The organism is Xanthomonas citri pv. citri (assembly GCF_000961215.1).
Taxonomy (GTDB): domain Bacteria; phylum Pseudomonadota; class Gammaproteobacteria; order Xanthomonadales; family Xanthomonadaceae; genus Xanthomonas; species Xanthomonas cissicola.
The window spans coordinates 3,226,522-3,245,065 of sequence record NZ_CP008998.1; the positions used below are offsets into that span (position 1 = coordinate 3,226,522).

12 protein-coding genes are annotated in these 18,544 nt (G+C 66.5%); 6 read left to right on the forward strand and 6 right to left on the reverse strand.

What is annotated here, in order from left to right:
- Positions 1-227 precede the first annotated feature (227 nt).
- Positions 228-1,595, reverse strand: coding sequence for a metalloprotease PmbA (gene pmbA / locus AMD14_RS14490; protein WP_011051812.1), 1,368 nt, complete (start codon positions 1,593-1,595; stop codon positions 228-230).
- 147 nt (positions 1,596-1,742) lie between these two features.
- Here pmbA and yjgA point away from each other — a divergent pair, with 147 nt between their 5' ends.
- Positions 1,743-2,324, forward strand: coding sequence for a ribosome biogenesis factor YjgA (gene yjgA, locus AMD14_RS14495; protein ID WP_005933477.1), 582 nt, complete (start codon positions 1,743-1,745; stop codon positions 2,322-2,324).
- Positions 2,325-2,493: 169 nt separating this feature from the next.
- On the opposite strand, the gene tldD is transcribed toward yjgA, so the two are convergent.
- Positions 2,494-3,939, reverse strand: coding sequence for a metalloprotease TldD (gene tldD, locus AMD14_RS14500; RefSeq protein WP_003486839.1), 1,446 nt, complete (start codon positions 3,937-3,939; stop codon positions 2,494-2,496).
- Positions 3,940-4,038: 99 nt separating this feature from the next.
- Here tldD and AMD14_RS14505 point away from each other — a divergent pair, with 99 nt between their 5' ends.
- The gene (locus AMD14_RS14505; protein WP_005912956.1) at positions 4,039-4,791 is read left to right on the forward strand and encodes a DUF6065 family protein; all 753 of its coding nucleotides are present in this window, start codon (positions 4,039-4,041) and stop codon (positions 4,789-4,791) included.
- A 15-nt stretch (positions 4,792-4,806) separates the two neighbouring features.
- Here the strand turns inward: AMD14_RS14505 and AMD14_RS14510 are convergent, their stop codons facing one another.
- The 3 genes from AMD14_RS14510 to AMD14_RS14520 form a co-directional block, all read right to left on the reverse strand.
- Complete coding sequence (locus AMD14_RS14510; RefSeq protein ID WP_011051814.1) at positions 4,807-8,727, reverse strand: YhdP family protein; 3,921 nt, start codon at positions 8,725-8,727, stop codon at positions 4,807-4,809.
- A 169-nt stretch (positions 8,728-8,896) separates the two neighbouring features.
- A complete protein-coding gene (gene rng, locus AMD14_RS14515) occupies positions 8,897-10,396 on the reverse strand; it encodes a ribonuclease G (protein ID WP_003486835.1) in 1,500 nt (499 codons plus the stop codon).
- On the reverse strand, positions 10,396-10,968 hold the full coding sequence (locus AMD14_RS14520; RefSeq protein WP_011051815.1) for a Maf-like protein: 573 nt from the start codon (positions 10,966-10,968) through the stop codon (positions 10,396-10,398). The genes rng and AMD14_RS14520 overlap by 1 nt, the downstream gene beginning before the upstream one ends.
- A 138-nt stretch (positions 10,969-11,106) precedes the next feature.
- Here AMD14_RS14520 and AMD14_RS14525 point away from each other — a divergent pair, with 138 nt between their 5' ends.
- From AMD14_RS14525 to AMD14_RS14535, 3 genes are all read left to right on the forward strand, one after another.
- The gene (locus tag AMD14_RS14525; protein ID WP_003486831.1) at positions 11,107-11,841 is read left to right on the forward strand and encodes an SIMPL domain-containing protein; all 735 of its coding nucleotides are present in this window, start codon (positions 11,107-11,109) and stop codon (positions 11,839-11,841) included.
- A gap of 351 nt (positions 11,842-12,192) precedes the next feature.
- Positions 12,193-15,303 (forward strand): TonB-dependent receptor domain-containing protein, encoded by a 3,111-nt coding sequence (locus AMD14_RS14530; protein ID WP_003486829.1) that lies wholly within the window; start codon positions 12,193-12,195, stop codon positions 15,301-15,303.
- Between the two features lie 310 nt (positions 15,304-15,613).
- On the forward strand, positions 15,614-16,288 hold the full coding sequence (locus AMD14_RS14535) for an energy transducer TonB (RefSeq protein ID WP_011051816.1): 675 nt from the start codon (positions 15,614-15,616) through the stop codon (positions 16,286-16,288).
- 78 nt (positions 16,289-16,366) lie between these two features.
- On the opposite strand, the gene rlmH is transcribed toward AMD14_RS14535, so the two are convergent.
- Complete coding sequence (gene rlmH, locus AMD14_RS14540; RefSeq protein WP_011051817.1) at positions 16,367-16,837, reverse strand: 23S rRNA (pseudouridine(1915)-N(3))-methyltransferase RlmH; 471 nt, start codon at positions 16,835-16,837, stop codon at positions 16,367-16,369.
- Positions 16,838-16,958: 121 nt separating this feature from the next.
- Here rlmH and AMD14_RS14545 point away from each other — a divergent pair, with 121 nt between their 5' ends.
- A complete protein-coding gene (locus AMD14_RS14545) occupies positions 16,959-18,494 on the forward strand; it encodes an alkaline phosphatase PhoX (RefSeq protein WP_011051818.1) in 1,536 nt (511 codons plus the stop codon).
- Positions 18,495-18,544 lie beyond the last annotated feature (50 nt).

The following is an 18,544-nucleotide window of genomic DNA, read 5'->3' on the forward strand; positions in this document are numbered from 1 at the left end:
TTCAATAGCGTCGTAAGGTGCGCAGATAGCGCTCGCACGTCGCGCGCGCCGCCGCATGATCCATACCCTCTTGCATCGCGCGTCCGAGAACGCGGGGGCGAACCGTGACTGCCCGCTTCGGCCCCACGCGCATGCACCGTCAGGCTCGAACGACTGCTCGCGCGACGTGCGCCGACACAACAAGCCGCCGCTTCGGAAACCGGTGAAGCCGGTACAGCCGATGCCGCTCAGCTGTCGCCTGCCACCGTCATGCGGTTGATCAGCACCGAGCCGATCTTGACGTGCGAGCGCGGATCGACATCGCTGCCCACCGCTTCGATGCCGGCGAACATGTCGCGCAGATTGCCGGCGATGGTCAGGCCATCGACCGGATAGGCAATCACGCCATTCTCGATCCAGAAGCCACCAGCCCCGCGCGAATAGTCGCCGGTGACGGGATTGACGCCATTGCCCATCAATTCGGTGACCAGCAGGCCGCGCGACATGCCGGCAATCATCGACGCCAGATCGCCTGCATTGGCGGTGACCTGCAGGTTGTGGACGCCGCCGGCATTGGCGGTGGTCTGCAGGCCCAGCTTGCGTGCCGAATAGCTGCCCAGCACATAGCGCTGCAGCACGCCGTCGGTGACCAGCGCCGAACGCCGCGTCGCCACGCCTTCGCCGTCGAAGGCGGCCGAGCGCAAGCCGCGGCGCAGGTGCGGCAGCTCTTCGATGTTGAACCAGTCCGGGAACAACTTGCTGCCGACGCTGTCGAGCAGGAAGCTGGCGCGGCGATACAGCGCGCCGCCGGATACCGCACCGAGCAGGTGGCCGACCAGCGAGCGCGCCACTTCCGGAGCGAACAGCACCGGCAACTGGCCGGTGGGCAGCGAACGCGGCTGCAAGCGCGCCACGGTACGCGCGGCGGCATGGCGGCCGATGGCGTCGGGCGCTTCCAGGTCCTCGCGTGCCAGTGCACTGCTGTACCAGCCGTCGCGCTGCATGCCGTCGCCCTGGCCGGCGATCAGCGCACAGCTGATCGAATGATGGGTACCGCGCTCGCGGCCGACGAAGCCATGCGAATTGGCGTACACCGACAGGCTGAGCCCGGTGCTGGCCGAGGCGCCGTCGGAGTTGCTGATGCGCGCATCGGCGTCGCGGCCGGCGGTTTCGCAGGCCAGCGCCAGATCCACGGCGGTGTCGGCGTCCAGCGCCCACGGGTGCCAGCTATCCAGCTCGGGGAACTCGCGCGCCATCAACTCCGGGTCGGCCAGGCCGGCGGCCACGTCGTCCTCGGTGAAGCGGGCGATCGCGCAGGCCTGCGCCACGGTGGATTCCAGGCTGGACTCCTGCAGGTCGGCGGTGCTGGCACTGCCCTTGCGCTTGCCGAAGTAGACCGTGACCGCAATGCCGCGATCGCGCGTGGATTCGACCGTCTCCACATCGCCCAGCCGCACATTGACGTCCAGGCCGCGCTCTTCGCTGCAGCTCACTTCGGCCTGCGTGGCGCCGGCCGCGCGCGCGCGCTCGAGCAGGCGCTGGGAGATGTCGGTGAGCGCATCCAGGCGCTGCAGGCTGTCGTCGGTGACGCGGATTTCGGAGGAGAGTACGTTCAATGCTTTATCCTTGGAAACGCGGATCCGTCCGCGAAAGCCCGGCTGTCCATGGCCGGAGTGTTTGAATTCGGTGCGGAGTTGTTCCGCCGACGCCCGGCCGTTCGAGGCCGGAGATGTTTATCAACCAAGTTTCGGGATGTGGTGGCAATGCGCGGACGCGATGAAGAGACCGGTGAATTTCGCGGCGCCAGCCGCAGCCAGCAGCGGCGCGAGGCGCTGGAGATTTTCGACCTGGGCGAAAAGCTGGTGGCGCTGACCCCGGCGCAGTTGGCCAAGTTGCCGGTGCCCGAATCGCTGATCCCGCATATCGAAGAGAGCAAGCGGATCACCTCGCATATCGCGCACAAGCGGCAATTGGCGTTTCTGGCCAAGCACATGCGCCGCGAGGACGAGCAGACCCTGGCCGCGATCCGCGATGCGCTGGACGCCAATAGCGACACCGCGCGCCGCGAAGTGGCGGCGATCCACCGGGTCGAGCGCTGGCGCGAACGCCTGCTCGCCGAAGGCGACGTGGCGCTGGCCGAACTGCTGGAAGCCTACCCGGCTGCCGACCGCCAGCAACTGCGTCAGCTGGTACGCAACGCGATCCACGAACGCGCCAAAAACAAGCCCCCGCGCGCCTACCGCGAACTGTTCCAGGTGCTGCGCGACCTGTCTCAAGAGCAGGGATTGGAGAGTGGGGATTCGGAATTGGAAGACGGCGAATCGGCGTCGGAGGACGACGAATAAGGATCCGCTCGATCCATCAATCGAGGCAACGGCCATCCCAGCCGTTGCCAATTCCAAATCCCGACTCCCGATTCCCCTCTGCTGAACCGGCAAACGGCAAAGGCCCGACGCGCTGCTCTGCGCTCCTGCCGCTGCGATTCCCCTATCCCGATTCCCGATTCCCCGCATCTCAGGCCTGCGTTCCGCCAACCGTGATGCCGTCGATCAACAGCGACGGCTGGCCGACGCCGACCGGCACGCTCTGCCCGTCCTTGCCGCACACGCCCACGCCTTCATCCAATGCCAGGTCGTTGCCGATCATGCGTACCTTCTGCATGGTCTCCGGGCCGTTGCCGATCAGGGTGGCGCCCTTGACCGGTGCGGTGACCTTGCCGTCTTCGATCAGGTAGGCCTCGGTCGCGGAGAACACGTACTTGCCGCTGGTGATGTCGACCTGGCCGCCGCCGAAGTTCACCGCATAGATGCCCTTCTTGACCGAGCGGATCATCTCTTCCGGGTCGTGCTGGCCGGCACGCATGTAGGTATTGGTCATGCGCGGCATGGTCAGGTGCGCGAACGATTCGCGGCGGCCGTTGCCGGTGGGCGCAACGCCCATCAGGCGCGCGTTGTGGCTGTCCTGCATGTAACCCACCAGCACGCCGTCTTCGATCAGCGTGGTGCACTGGCTGGGCGTGCCTTCGTCGTCGATATTGAGCGAGCCGCGACGGCCGTCCAGGGTGCCGTCATCGACGATGGTCACGCCCGGCGAGGCCACGCGCTCGCCGATGCGCCCGGCGTAGACGCTGGTGCCCTTGCGGTTGAAGTCGCCTTCCAGGCCGTGGCCCACCGCCTCGTGCAACAGCACGCCGGGCCAGCCCGGGCCGAGCACTACCGGCATCACCCCGGCCGGCGCCGGGATCGCATCCAGATTCACCAGCGCCTGGCGCAGCGCTTCGCGCGCGAAGCCTTCCGGGCGGCCGTCGGCGAACAGGTCGGCATAGCCATAGCGCCCGCCGCCGCCGGAATAACCGGATTCGCGCCGGCCGCCCTGTTCGACGATCACCTGCACGTTCAAGCGCACCAGCGGGCGCACGTCCGCTGCCAGCACGCCATCGCTGCGGGCGATCAGCACCGTGTCCACGCCGCCGGACAGGCTCACCATCACCTGCTTGACGCGCGGGTCGGCAGCGCGCAGGAACTGGTCGATCCGGCGCAGCAGGTCCACCTTGGTGGCGCTGTCCATGTCGTCGATCGGGTCGGTGGCCGGGTACAGCGCACGGCCACTGCCGCGCACCAGCGAGCGGGTGGATTGCGCGCCGCCCTCGCGCGAGATCGCGCGCGCGGACTGCGCTGCTTCGAGCAGGGCATCGCGATGGATATCGTCGGAATAGGCGAAGCCGGTTTTCTCGCCGGCGATTGCGCGCACGCCCACGCCTTGCTCGATGGAGTGCGCACCGTCCTTGACGATGCCGTCTTCCACGCTCCAGCTCTCGCGCCGCGAATGCTGGAAATACAGATCGCCGAAGTCGATGCCCGGGCCCAGCAGGGCGCCGAAGGTGCGGTCGAGATGGCCGGCGTCCAGGCCGGAGGGAAGCAGCAGCCGGGTTTCGGCCAGAGTGAGAGCGTTATCGGTCATGCGGTCAGGATGGGGCCCGGACGCCGGGGAGACAAGTCGTTCGGCTGAACATGCGGCGCAGCTATCATCGTCGGTCAGCTCTTCACCGATCGCCCGCGCATGAAGCTCATCGCCCACGTTCTGGACGGCCACACGCTGGACATCCGCCCTGCCCCGCACGAGCGCGCGTGGATGGACGCCACCGAACAACGCTACGCCTACCGTTGCCTGCCGCTGGCGATCGCCAACGCGCATGGCTGGGAGCTGCTTTGCCAGTCCGGCTTCGAGGCCAGCTGGGACGGCAGCAACGCGCTGGCGGCGATCACCATCAGCGCCGATGCAGACACGCAGGCACCGGCGATCAGCCACTTCGGCTATGGCGTGCTGACCTTCCACGTCCCGTGCCTGTTCCGCACCGACACCGGCATCGACCTGTTCGTCACCGGGCCCCTGAACCGGCCCAAGGACGGCATCGGCGCGCTGAGCGGCATGGTGGAAACCGACTGGAGCCCGCATACCTTCACCATGAACTGGCGCTTCACCCGGCCCGGGCGGGTGCGCTTCGAGGCGGGCGAGCCGTTCTGTCATCTGTTCCCGCTGCAGCGACAGTTGATCGAGCAGGTGCAGCCGCAGTGGAAGCCGCTGTCCGAGGCGCCGCAGCTGGCGCAGCAACACGCCGACTGGACGCGGAGCCGCACGCGCTTTCTCGATGACCTGCCCGATGCGCAATCGGCCGCGGCGCGCGAGAAATGGCAGCGTGGCTACTTTCTTGGCGTGGCTGCACCCGCGCAGCCGCCAGTGCCGGGGCATCGGTCGCGACTGCGCTTGCCGATGTTTACCCGTGCCGGCAGCGAGGACACGCCCGCAGAGTGAGGCCGACGGACTCCGTCAGCGCTGCGTCGGATCGGTCTTGCCGGACTTGCCGGAGGGCGCGGCCGGTTTGCTCGGCGGCCGCTCGCGCGCCTCGCGCTCCACCACGTCCACCTGCGGGTCTTTCCACGGCCCGGTGACGTGATAGGTCTTGGCACCGATGGCACCGAGCGGTTTGCCGAGCACTGCGTTGGCCGCTGCGCCGACGGCGGCACCCACCGGGCCACCGGCAACCGCGCCGACCACGGTCAGCAGGTTGCCGGCCTTGGGGTTCACGTCCACGGTCTGGTCGAAGGTCTGCGCGCGCAGGTCGGTCTGGCCGCGGATCGCGATGTCGGCGGCCGGGCCTTCGATGCGGATGGCATCGGTCCGCGCGAAGCCCTCGCCGAAGCGCACCTCGCCGGCCAGCTTGTTGAAGGCCAGCCCCTTGGAGAAGAAATCGCGGAAGTCGAACATCAACCGGCGCGGCAGCTGCGCCACGCTCAGCAGGCCGAGCACGCGACCGGCGCCCGGGTCCACTTCCAGCAACTGGCCGTTGCGCACATCGACCTTGAGGTTGCCGTCCAGCGAACCGAGCGCGAAACCGGTTGGTGAGCCCTGCCAGCCGGCATTGAGTTCCAGTTGCCCCTCACCGCCGCGCAGTTGGCCGCCCAGGGTGAGGTTCTGCAGCAGATTGCCCAGGTTGCGGCTGTCCACGCGCGCCGACAGGCGCGTGCTGGCCGCCTCGCCCTTGCCGCGCCAGGCCCCGGTGAGGCCGATGTTCTGATCGTCCGAGCGCAGCTGAAGCTGATCCACCTGCATGCCATCGGTGAGCCGGCTGCTGCGCAGGGTGGCCGCACCGAAGGTCATTTTGCCGATCTGCAGATCGTCGATATCCAATGCCAGCGGGGGGATCGACACCGGGTCGAATTCGGCCACTGCACGACGCGCGGGCTCCGGCAACGCGCCTGCCAATGGGTCGCCAGGTTCGGGCGCGGCCGGCTCGGCAGGCGCCTCCACCGGCTGCCAGTGCACGGTCTTCAACGTGCCCTGCACCGTTGCGCCGTCGGCATTGGGAACGGTGAGCTGGCCGGCCAGCGAGGGTCCGTCCAGCGTCACCGCCACGGTATCGCGGGTGGGGCGCAGACGCAGACGCGTCTGCGGGAACACCCCACCGATCATCAGCAACCGGTCTGCCTGCACATCCACCTGCTGCAACGGCATCGGGTCTTTGCTGGGCACGGCCGGCTGGCCGGGCAGCGGTGGCATGTCGGCGTCGCCGCTGCTGCCGCGCGCCAGGCTGATCCAGTCGATCGCATCCAGCGACGCGGCACGGCCGGTGACCACCAGCCCGTTGGCGGGTGGCCGTTCGGTGACGGTATCGGTGCCCATCACCACACGCACGCCGGTCTGCGCGCCATGGCTGCTGGCCTTGAGCGCCACCAGCTTGCCGAACCCCACATCGATGTCGCCATCGCCCAGCGGCAGCGCAACCTTGACCCGGGTATCCAGTGGCTCGCTGGCTGCCTTGTCCAATGGCGCGGGCAGATCCAGCGTGGTGCCGACCAGAGTGGAGCGCAGCGTCAGTACCGCGTTCGCATCGGTCTGTCCCGGCGGCGGCAGCGGCACATCCACGCCCACCTGCCAGGGCGCACTGCCATGCACGTACGGGCGCAGCCATTCCATCTGGGGTGCACGGTCGAACAGTTCCTTGGCATCCAGGGTGGCGCCAAGACGTGCTTCGAAGGCTTGCTTCGGGTCCTGCACCAGCCCGCCAGCGCGCAACGACAATTCGCCGCTGCGGCCTTCGTGCTGCACGCTCAACCGCTCGGCGGCAAAGCCGGTGTCGCGATACTCGGCCTGCCCGCTGACCTGATCGAAGGCCAGATCCCAACGCGCGTCGGCCAGCTTGGCGCCCTGTAGAGCCACCGTGCCCTGCAGATGGCCACCGACGCCATGCGTCCGCAACGGACGCAGCAGGTCGAAGGTCACGGCGGCCGGCCCGGACACGGTGAGATTGCGCAAGGTGTCGCCATAGCGCCGCTCCAGCGGACTCTTGCGCAGCATGCCGAGCAATTGCGCCGCATCGGCCTGCGTGGAGGCGCGGACGTAGAGTTCGGAGGTGGCAAAGCTGGGAATGCCAGCTTCCAGCTGCGCGATCGGGGTACCGGCAAGATCGCCCTGCCCGTGCAGCGAGAAGCCGTTGCCGATGAAGCTCAGGTTGGCCTGGACCTGCTCCATCGCCGGCCAGTCCGGCTGAAAGCGGATCACGCCATCGCGGATCTGCCCGAACGCTTCGAAGCGCCCGTCGTTATTGTCGAAAGGCCAATCGTCCAGATCGCCGCTGACCAGGCCAGTGCCGCCGGTGACGGTACCGCCGGCGACGGCCATGTCGAGCCAGTCGATGGCGGCCTCGCTCATCTTGGAGCGGATCCAGAACTTGCGCGCCACCGGCAGCGCCACATCGTCCAGCTGGGCCGCCAGCTGCATGCGCGGGCGGCTGCCATCGCCCTGGAACCACAGCCCGCCACGCACGTTGGCGCCGTAGTCCTTGCCCTGCACACGCAGCGCCGGGGTGGCGACCTGCCAGCCAGCACCTTCGCGCCAGCCGACGATCTTGCCGGCCAGTTGGATCTCGTGCACCACGCCAAAGCCGGTCGGCCAATCGAAACGCAGCGTGGCGTCGGGCGCGGGGTCCAGCTCGACGCCCTGCGCATCGCCATCGATGGTGCCGCGCAGGCCACTGATGCCAGGCGCATTGCCCACCGGCAAAAACCCCAGCTCCTCGATCTGGCCCTGCGCGCGCAGTGCGCCGCCCGGCTCGCCGGCGACCTGCAGGTCGGCCACGCGCAGCTGCGGTTTGGACAGGCTCAGCCAGCGCCGCAAGGCCGGCGACAACTGCTCGCTCAGGGCGGCCGCTGCGATCAGGCCCGAGGCATCCACATGCCTGCCCATCACCGCGTAGCGGCGCCCGCCGGCAATGCTCAGCCCGTCCAGGCGCTGCAGTTGCGCCGCCTGGCCCAGGCGCAGTAGCGGCGCGTCCACGCGCCAGCCGCCATCGATGGCCTGCCAGCGCGCACGCGCCTGCAGCCGTTCCCAGGTGAGCGTGCGCCGCGCGGTCTCGTCCGGCAGCGCGGCCCCGGACAGGCGTAGCTGCTGCAGGTCGACATCCACGTTCACCGCAGCGATCCGGCGTGCGCGCAGTTGCGCCCAGGCCTGCAAGCGCCCCCCACCACCATCCACGCGCATGCCGCCGAACTGCAGCAGCGACGCCCATGCGGACAGGTCGGCCGGGTCGGCTTGCACATAGGCGCTGCCGTCGCCGCTGTCGCGATCGAATTCCAGCACCGCCGTCAGCGGCGCGCGCTTGAGATCGATCCAGCTACGGCTACCCACTTTCACGGTCGAGCCGCTGACGCGCAGGCGCAGGTCGATGCGCGGCAGCGTGGTGTCCAAGCCGATCGAAGGCGCGGCCACATGCAGGCGCGCTTCGGCCAGCTGGATCTCGCCAAGCCGGCGCAGCGCATCCAACGGATCGGAGTTCCCGCCGCTGGGCATGCCCTGGACCGACCACACACCGTCATCGCTACGCTGCAAGGTCAGCGCCAGGCCACGCAGGCGTATTTCGGTCAGCGAATGGCCCGGCAGCAACCCGGCGTACATCGCCAGCAGCACCTCGGCCTGGCCAACGCGCACCTCGCCGTGCCGACCGATGCGCAACCCATCCAGCCGCAGCAGCGGACCGCGCCGGGTCCATTCGGTTTGCAGCCGATCGAACGCAATCGGCTGACCGGCACGCTGGCTCAGCCACTGCGCAATCTGCTGCGGATGTTCCTCGGCCAACGGCAGCGCCTGGCTGGCCGCGCCCACCAACAACGCGACCGCCACCAGCGCAAGCGCGCAGGCAGTGATCGCATAGCGGCGAAACAGACGGAGACGGCGGCGCAGCGGGGTGGGCATTAACGGCTGGGAATGGGGAATGGGGAATAGGGAATCGTAAGAGCACCAGCGCAGGCGCACGACCGGTTAGCCGCCCGCCTGCGCAACGAAGTTGAAGTGGTACCAAAGGTCCCGTGGAGCGGCTGTTGCTCCACACCCATTCCCCACTCCCCATTCTCCATTCCCGGCCTCACAACAGCACCACATCGAACTGCTCCTGCAGGTACTGGTCGTCGGACTGGAAGCGGATGCTCTTGCCGAGGAACTCCTCCAGCTCGGCGACGGCTGCCGATTCCTCATCGGTGATGCGCGCGACCACCTTGGACGAGGCGATCACCAGCAGGCGCGCGGCATCGAACTGGCGCACGGCGCGGGTGATCTCGCGGAAGATTTCGTAGGTCACCGTTTCGGCGGTCTTGATGGTGCCTCTTCCGCCGCACTGGCCGCAGGTTTCCGAGAGCTGGCGCTCCAGGCTTTCGACGGTGCGCTTGCGGGTCATCTCCACCAGGCCCAACGGCGAGAACTCGTACACGGTGGTCTTGGCGTGATCGCGCGCCAGCGCTTTTTCCAGGGTGCGCAGCACCTGCCGGCGGTGCTCGGAGTCGTCCATGTCGATGAAGTCGATGATGATGATGCCGCCCAGGTTGCGCAGGCGCAGTTGCCGCGCCACCGCCTGCGCGGCTTCCAGGTTGGTGCGGAAGACGGTTTCTTCGAGATTGCGCTGACCGACGAACGAACCGGTGTTCACGTCGATTGTGGTCATCGCCTCGGTCTGGTCGATCACCAGATAGCCGCCGGATTTGAGCGGCACCTGCTTGTTCAGCGCGCGCCCGATCTCGTCTTCGACGCCGTACAGGTCGAAGATCGGGCGGTCGCCGGTGTACAGCTCCAGCCGCTCGGCCAGCACCGGCATGTACTTGGCAACGAAGGCCTGCAGTTGCACGAAGGTCTCGTTGGAATCGACCTTGACCTTTTCCACGTCGCGGCGGATCAGGTCGCGCACCGCACGCAGCGGCAAGCTCAGGTCTTCGTAGATGATGCTGCACGGCGGCGCTTCGCGGCCGCGGCGCTCCACCACGTTCCAGACCCGCGACAGGTAGGCGATGTCCTCGGCCAGTGCCTCGGCCGGCTGGCCTTCGGCATTGGTGCGGATGATGTAGCCAAAGCCGCCATGCTGGGCCGAGACCTCGCTGACGATGGTCTTCAGGCGCAGCCGCTCGGCTTCGTCTTCGATGCGCGCCGACACCCCAACGACCTTGGACTGCGGCAGCAGCACCAGATAGCGCGAAGGAATGCTGATCTGGGTGGTCAACCGCGCACCCTTGGTGCCGATCGGATCCTTGACCACCTGCACCACGATCTCCTGGCCGTCGCGCAGCAGCTCCACGATCGGCACCGACGCCGGCGGCGGCGGCGGGATCGGGGTCTCTTCGGTATCGACCACGCTGGCCGGCGCCGGTGCCAGACGGACCACGTCGTTGGCGTGCAGGAACGCGGCACGCTCCAGCCCCACTTCGACGAAGGCAGCCTGCATGCCCGGCATCACCCGCTGCACCTTGCCCTTGTAGATATTGCCCACCACGCCCCGCCGCCAGCCGCGCTCGATATGCAACTCCTGCAGCATGCCGTTCTCGATCACCGCCACACGGGTCTCGCGCGGGGTGACGTTGACCAAAATCTCTTCCGACATCAATGCGCTCCGAAGGCTGTGAGCAACTGCGAGGTGTGGTACAGCGGCAATCCCATCACGCCGGAATAGCTTCCGGACAGATGGCGGATGAAGCGCTCGGCGCGGCCCTGGATCGCATAGGCGCCAGCCTTGCCCATCGGCTCGCCGCAGGCGGCGTAGGCGGCGATCTGCGCATCATCGAGGGTGTCGAAGGCGACCTCCGACACCACCAATGCCCGCGCCGGCGCGCGCTGTGCGCAGACTAGAACCACCGCCGTGAGCACTTGGTGGGTGCGACCGGACAACTCACGCAGCATGGCGATGGCATCGTCCACATCGACCGGTTTGCCGAACACCCGCTCGCCCAGCACCACTTCGGTATCGGAACCCAGCACGATGGCGTCGGGGTCGGCGGCCTGTACCAGCGCCAGCCCGGCGTGGGCCTTCTCCAACGCGACGCGCTGCACGTACTGGTCGGGCGATTCATCGGCTGCGCGCAGCTCGGGCACATCCAGTTGCAATGTCTGGAACGGCACATCCAGGCGTTGCAGGAGTTCTTGTCGGCGCGGCGAACGGGAAGCGAGATAGAGCATCCGTCCAGCATACCTGTTGCCCGCACTCGCCCGCTTGCCTGGTGAACGCACACACCGTTGCCGACGGCGTGGCCGTGCTCGACTCACAACATATTCATCGACCTGCCAACACGCTCGCCACACAGACAAGGAGATCTCATGCGTACCCATCTCAAGCCGTTGTTGCTGGCCCTGTCCATCGCTGCCGGAACCGCCATGACTGCCCACGCCCAACCTGCGTCGAGCTATACCATTCCCAGCGACGGCACCCTGCTCAACGTATCGGCCGAGGCCGAGGCCAAGCGTGTGCCGGACATCGCCACGCTGTCTGCCGGGGTGGTCACCCAGGCCGCCGACGGCAATGCCGCCATGCGCCAGAATGCCGAGCAGATGAGCAAGGTCATGGCCGCCGTCAAGGCCGCCGGCATCGCCGACAAAGACGTGCAGACCAGCGGCATCAATCTGAGCCCGCAGTACACCTACAAAGAGAACGAAGCGCCCAAGATCAACGGCTACCAGGCCAGCAACACGGTCAGCCTCAAGGTGCGCGACATCACGCGCCTGGGCAAGGTGCTGGACGCCCTGGTCGCGCAAGGCGCCAACGACATCAACGGCCCCAGTTTTTCGATCGACCAACCCGAGCCGGTCTACGATGAAGCCCGCGTTGCCGCACTGAAGAAGGCCCAGGCGCGCGCCGACACTTATGCGAAATCGCTTGGGCTGAAGGTGCGCCGCATCGTCAGCATCTCCGAGGGCCGCAGCGGCGGCGCGGTTCGCCCGATGATGATGGCCGCCTCGATGCGCTCGGCAAAGGCCGAGATGGACACCCCGGTCGCCCCCGGCGAGAGCACCTTGTCGATCAACCTGGATGTGACGTTCGAACTGGGGCGTTGACAGGGTAGCCCCACCCTCAAGCCTCACGTGTTGCGTTTGCATTGCCCTCTTCGGAGGGCAATGTCGTTTGCACGCTTGGTAGAGCGCACCTCACTTCTGGCCGCCGCCAGTCGATGGTGGTTGCCAGTGACTGGGAGCCAGCCATATTTCCCCTAAGAAACAAAAAGATTGCCTGGCTGCAAGTGCCCAGAGTCATGAGGACCTGGTCTGAATACGCGTTTTTAGCTGTTTGTGCTTAAAAAAACATGAAATTTAGCGAAATTATTCTTTAAGCAGGCGCGACCGCTCTCTAGCATCGGTTGTCAGCGCACCGTCATCTTCGTGACGGCGCCCATCTGGAGAGCGATAGAGATGACCAGCCACGCCGCGCGGCAACGCCGCCCGTTTCGTTCCACGTCGCCTGCGCGCTATGGCCGCATCAGCATGCTTGCGCTTGCCCTGAGCGGCGCCGTGGGCATGCTCGCCACCGGCACTGCGGCCGCGCAAAGCACGACCGCCGGCATCTACGGAAGCGCGCCGGCCAGTGCAGGCGCCACGGTCACCGCGCAGAGCGACACCGGTTTGACGCGCACTGCAACCGTCGATGCCAATGGCCGTTATGCCATCGGCAACCTTCCGGTGGGCACCTACACCGTCACCCTGCAGCGCGAAGGCCAGGCCGCCGAGACCCGCAAGAACATCGCGCTGCGCGTCGGCGCCGGCACCGATGTGTCCTTCGGCAGCAGCAATGCGTCCGACGACACTGCCACCCTGGGCACCATCACGGTGACCGGCAAGAACATCTCGCCGGTGGACGTCTCCGCCACTGCTTCACGCACCGTCATCACGGCCGAGCAATTGCAACGCCTGCCGCTGGCGCGCTCGGGCGAAGCGATCGCGCTGTTGTCGCCCGGTGCGGTGCAAGGCAGCGGCTATTTCGGCAACGCCATTTCCTTCGGCGGCGCCGGCGTTACCGAAAACGCCTATTACCTCAATGGCTATCTCAGCTCCAATCCGCTGACCAACATCGGCGGTGTCACCCTGCCGTTTGGTGCCATCGATCAGCAGGAAACGTATACCGGCGGCTATAGCGCCCGCTACGGCCGCTCGGCCGGTGGCGTGCTCAGCCAGGTCGGCAAGCGTGGCACCAACGAGTGGCATTTTGGCGCGCAGGCCTTGTGGCGTCCGAGGTCGCTGTCCAGCGACTACAAAAATGTCTTCTACCCCGATACCGCACCGCCTGCCGGCTATGAGTACAGCGACGAAAGCCTGCCAGGCACGCTTTACCGCAGCCGAAAGGACGACACCTTCTGGAACACGGTCTACAGCGTCTACGCTGGCGGCCCGCTGGTCGAAGACCGCCTGTTCGTGTTCGTTGCCGCAGAGCAGGAACGCACCGAAGGCGTTTCCACTGCACGCAGGGACGACCCGGTCATCGGCCGCAACAACTATCGCATTGATGAGCCGAAGGTCTACGCCAAGATCGACTGGAACATCAACGACAGCAATATTCTCGAACTGACCGGCGTCAAGAACAATTCTCGCGAAGGCGGTGCCTATACCGATTTCAACGGATACCCGGACGTTGTCAGCGACGCCAACGGCGCATTCGCCGATACGGTCAAGGTCAACGACCGCTACTACATCGGCAAGTACACCAGCTATATCACCGACGATCTGACACTGAGCGCCACTTACGGCAAGAGCCGCCAGACCGACTTCCGCAACAACCCCAGCACCGCACCGCTGCTGACCAACACCAATCTGCAGGACCCGGCCATCACCGGTGGCAGCGAGATACGCAACAACCAGACCTCCAGCCAGGCACGCGACGGCGAAAACAAGACGCGCGGCCTGCGCATCGATCTGGAATACGTGCTGGGCAGCCACACACTGACCGCAGGCGTGGACAACATGTATTTCAATGCCAACAACGAGGGCGTCATCACCACGGGTCCAGGCTACCGCTGGATCTATGGCCGCTCTTCCCGCCCCACCTCGCCCATCAGCGCTGCACTGGGCGTGGGTCCGGCCGGTGGCAACGGCTACTACGTGTATCGCTCGGTGTTCAATACGGCGACCAGCATGTCAGTCGCGCAGAAGGCTTACTTCCTCGAGGACAAGTGGCAAGTCAACGACAAGCTGTTGCTGACATTGGGTATCCGCAACGACAAGTTCACCAACTTCAACGATGCGGGCGAGGCTTACGTGACCAGTGGCGACCAATGGGCGCCGCGCCTGGGACTGAGCTGGGATGTGTTCGGCGACTCGTCGCTGAAGGTGTACGGCAACGCAGGTCGCTATTACCTGGCGTTGCCCAACAGCGTGGCCATCCGTGGCGCATCGCCGTCCACTTTCACGCGCGAATACTTCACCTACTCCGGCATCGATGCGCAAGGCAGCCCGACCGGACTGACGCCGGTCGCAGTGGATCCATCCGCCGGGTTCTCCTGTTCGGGCAACATCGTGTCGTCCAATCTGGAATGCGGCCAGGCACCGGATGCCGCCGGCATCGCCGCCACCGACCTGAAGTCGATGTACCAGGACGAGTTCATGCTTGGCTTCGACAAGACCCTGGGCGAGAGTTGGGTCACCGGCGCCAAGGCCACCTATCGCACGCTCGGCGCCACCATCGACGACGTCTGCGATGCGGACCGCATGCGGACAAAGTTGACGGCATCGGGCGTCGACCCGAGCACCGTCAACGTGCCCGGTTGCATCATCTTCAATCCCGGCGAAACCAATTCCTTCAGCCTCGCCAATCTCGATGGCTCGGGCCGCACCTCGGTGACGATGTCGCCGTCGGACTGGGGCTTCGACAAGAAGGCCAAGCGCACGTACCTGGCGGTGGACCTGTTCCTGCAGCATCCATTCGACGGCAAGTGGGAAGGCCGTATCGACTACACCTGGTCGCGCAACTTCGGCAATACCGAGGGCCAGGTGAAATCCGATATCGGGCAGACCGATGTGTCCAAGACCCAGGATTGGGACGCTGCTGCGCTGATGTGGTACTCGGGCGGGTATCTGGCCAACGATCGCCGCCATCAGATCAAGCTTTACGGCTCCTATCAGATCGCACCCGAATGGCTGATCGCGGGCAATATCCGCATCCTGTCCGGCACCCCGAAATCCTGCCTGGGATATGTGAGCATCAACGGCATCAGCGAAGATTCCGATGCCGGCGATCCGGTGGGCTATGGTTCTTCGTACCACACCTGCAATGGCCAACCGTCGCGTCCGGGCGATGCGGGCCGGTTGCCGTGGACCAAGATCGTCGACCTGGGCCTGACCTATCGCCCGGCGTTCGCGGACAACAAGCTCGCCATGACCTTGCAGGCCTTCAACATCTTCAACGAACGCAAGCCGCTGCAGGTGGATTCGACCTGGGAGGATAGTGCCTTCACGCTGTCCAATACCTACGGAATGGGGCTTTATTTCACCCAGCCGCGTTACGCCATGTTCTCCGTGTCGTACGACTACTGACGCACTCTCCCGTCAGCGTCGCTTCCCCAGCCCTGCAAAGGGCTGGGCTTTTCTTCGATCCACGCCCAGCTTCGGCTGGGCGTTTCGTTTGCGCGGATGAGTGCCGCGGCTGACCCATGCGACACGCGTGAGCGGCGAGGTATCGCCGAGCATTACAAGGATGACGCGTGCCGCGTTGACGGTTCGGCGCAGCCACGCAATCGTGCGTGGCGCTTGTGCGGTCGTTACCGCTGCGGTAAACCTACGCTACCGGATGGTGATGTGCGTCCGGGTCGCGCTGGTCCTTTCCGCAGTTCCGTTCTGGAGGTGGATGATGGTTCGCACGCAATCGCAGGTTTCTTCCCGTCCCCTTGGCATCGACCCCTCGCGCGTTCTGGCGATGAGCACGGCCGTGGCATTGCACCTCCTGGCGGGCGGGTTGTTGTTGATTCCGCTCTCGCACCGGGCCATTCCACGGCAGACCGCGCCAAAAGAGCGCTGGCTCATGCCGGTCAGCATCCCGACGCCGCCGCCACCGCTGGCGTTTCCAGTCGAAGTAACGTTCACGCCGAAAACGCATTCACCGACCAAGTCGCTCCCGCTGCCGGTACAGACTCCGGTGGTCAGTGAAACATCCCTGGTCGACAGCGCACCGTCTGCCGTTGCCGCAACGGTCTCCGACGTCGTTGCAGACAGTGCCCCGACGACCACCGCACCCAGTGGACCGATCGAAGCAGGTCGATTGCAGTATCTGAGTTCGCCAGCGCCGAGCTATCCGGCGGCCGCACTGCGCGCAGGTCAGCAAGGCACGGTCCTGCTGCGCGTCCTGGTCGGCACCGATGGGCGTCCGGCCGAAGTCAGCGTGCAGACCAGCAGTGGTCATCGCATGCTCGACCTGGCCGCGCGTAGCCAGGTGCTGCGCAACTGGCGCTTCCAGCCGGCGATGCAGAACGGTCAGGCCGTGCAGGCCTATGGTCTGGTGCCGGTGAGTTTCTCGCTGAATTGAGCGGCGACCGGATGCGGCGGCCTGCAACCGCAGCCGCCGCATCGATATGGCGCTGCACACACGTTTCGTCAGCCGCTCTTATGCGCGGTGATACGGATGGTTGGCCAGCATCGCCGCGGCGCGATACAGCTGCTCGGCGACGATCAGGCGCACCAGCATGTGCGGCAGGGTGAGTGGGCCGATCGACCAGCTTTCGCTGGCGCTCTTGAGCACCTCTGCCGCGTGGCCTTCCGGGCCGCCGATGAGAAACGCCAGGTCGCGGCCCTGCCCGCGCCAATGCTCCATGCGCTGGGCGAGCTGCTCGGAACTGAGCGGGCGCCCCGGCACATCAAGCGCCACCACGTAGGCGTTTTTCGGCAGCGCGGCGAGCACGCGGCGGCCTTCGTCGTCGGTCGCGCGCTGCGCATCGCGGCCCTTGCCGCGCATGCCGGGTTCGATCTCGACCAGCTCCAGCGGCATCCAGTGCGAAAGACGCTTTTGATATTCGGCAAAACCTTGCGCCACCCAGCTCGGTGCGCGCTCGCCGGTAGCGATGAGTCGGCATTTCATGGCGACATGATATCCGCGTCACAGCCCGGGCAGCCCGCGGCGATTTGTCACTGCGTGTCATGGTGTGGTTACAGCTGGCAATTAGTGTCGCCCGACCACCCAGCCACGCAGGAGTCGTTCGATGCCGATTTTCGATCCCGCCCGCCGCCAGGTTCTCAAGGGCAGTGCTGCCGTCATGGCCGCCGGCGCCCTTGGCAGCTTGAGCGCGCTGCAGTCGCGCCAGGCCCAGGCCGCCACCTCGCCCTCCACGCAACTTGCACCGGTCCCGAGCCGGTACGGCCCACTCGCCCCGGTCGCCGACCAGAGCACCGGTTTGCCACTGCTGCAGCTGCCACAGGGTTTCAGCTATCGCTCGTTCGGCTGGAGCGGCGACCGCATGGACGACGGCCAGCCCTGCCCCGACCGACATGACGGCATGGCCGTGGTCGGCCTGCGCCGACCCGACTGGCGTCCCGGCAGCGACCCGTTGCGCGGCCTGGAATACGTGCTGATCCGCAACCACGAACGCGGCGCGGGCAGCCCGTTCCGCGCCCCGGCGATGTACGACACCGGCACCGTCAGCGGTACTCAACAGGCCGGCGGCGGCACCACCACGCTCAGTTATGGCCGGCGCGGCTGGGGCAGCCTGGAGCCGAGCCTGGGCGGCACGCTGGTCAACTGCGCCGGCGGCCCTACGCCATGGGGCACCTGGCTGAGCTGCGAAGAGATCAAGACCAATGCGGTCTCCAGCACCGGCCGCAAGCATGGCTATGTGTTCGAGGTGGACCCGGACAGCCACCGCACCACCGGCCGCCCGCTGGTGGGACTTGGCCGTTTCAGCCACGAAGCGGTGGCGGTCGATCCGCGCACCGGTATCGTCTATCTCACCGAAGACGACCGCAACAAGGCCGGCCTGTACCGCTTCGTTCCCAACGACCGCCGCGGCCGCAACGGCTCGCTGGAAAACGGCGGGCGATTACAAGCCGCGCGCGTGCGCGGGCGCCGCAATGCCGACCTCACCGTGGCCAGCATCGGCCAGCAATTCCAGCTCGAATGGGTGGATATCTCCGAGCCCGACCTGGACAGCATCGCCGCGCCGGCCGGCTTTGCCGATATCGGCGCCAACGACACCCTGAGCGGCCCGTTCGCACAGGCCTGGGCCGATGGCGCGCTGCGCATGAGCCGCGGCGAAGGCATCTGGTACAGCTACGGCAAGATGTTCATCGTCGACACCAGCACCGGCGTGGATGCGCAGGGTCGTCGCGGTTACGGCAACGGTGCGGTGTGGGTGCTGGACCTGTTTACCCAACGCCTGAGCGCGCTGTTCGTCAGCGGCAATCAGCTGGCCGCGCACAATCCGGACAATGTGACGGTGAGTGCGCGCGGCGGCGTGGTGTTGTGCGAAGACGGCGGCGAAAGCCCGGACGAATACGGCCCTGGCGCGCGTCTGCTCGGCCTGACGCGCAACGGCCAGTCGTTCTATCTGGCCAAGAACAACGTACAGCTGACCTCGCAGCAGATTGCCGATGCCGGCAAGACCATTGCCGAAGGCGACTACCGCGACACCGAGTTCTGCGGCGCGTGCTGGGACCCGTTGGCGCGCACATTGTTCGTCAACATCCAGACGCCGGGCATCACCCTGGCCATCACCGGGCCGTGGGAACGCGGACCGCTGTAACCGCATGGCGCCACGCGCCGGCGGTGTGCATGCCCCGAACGGCGCGTGGC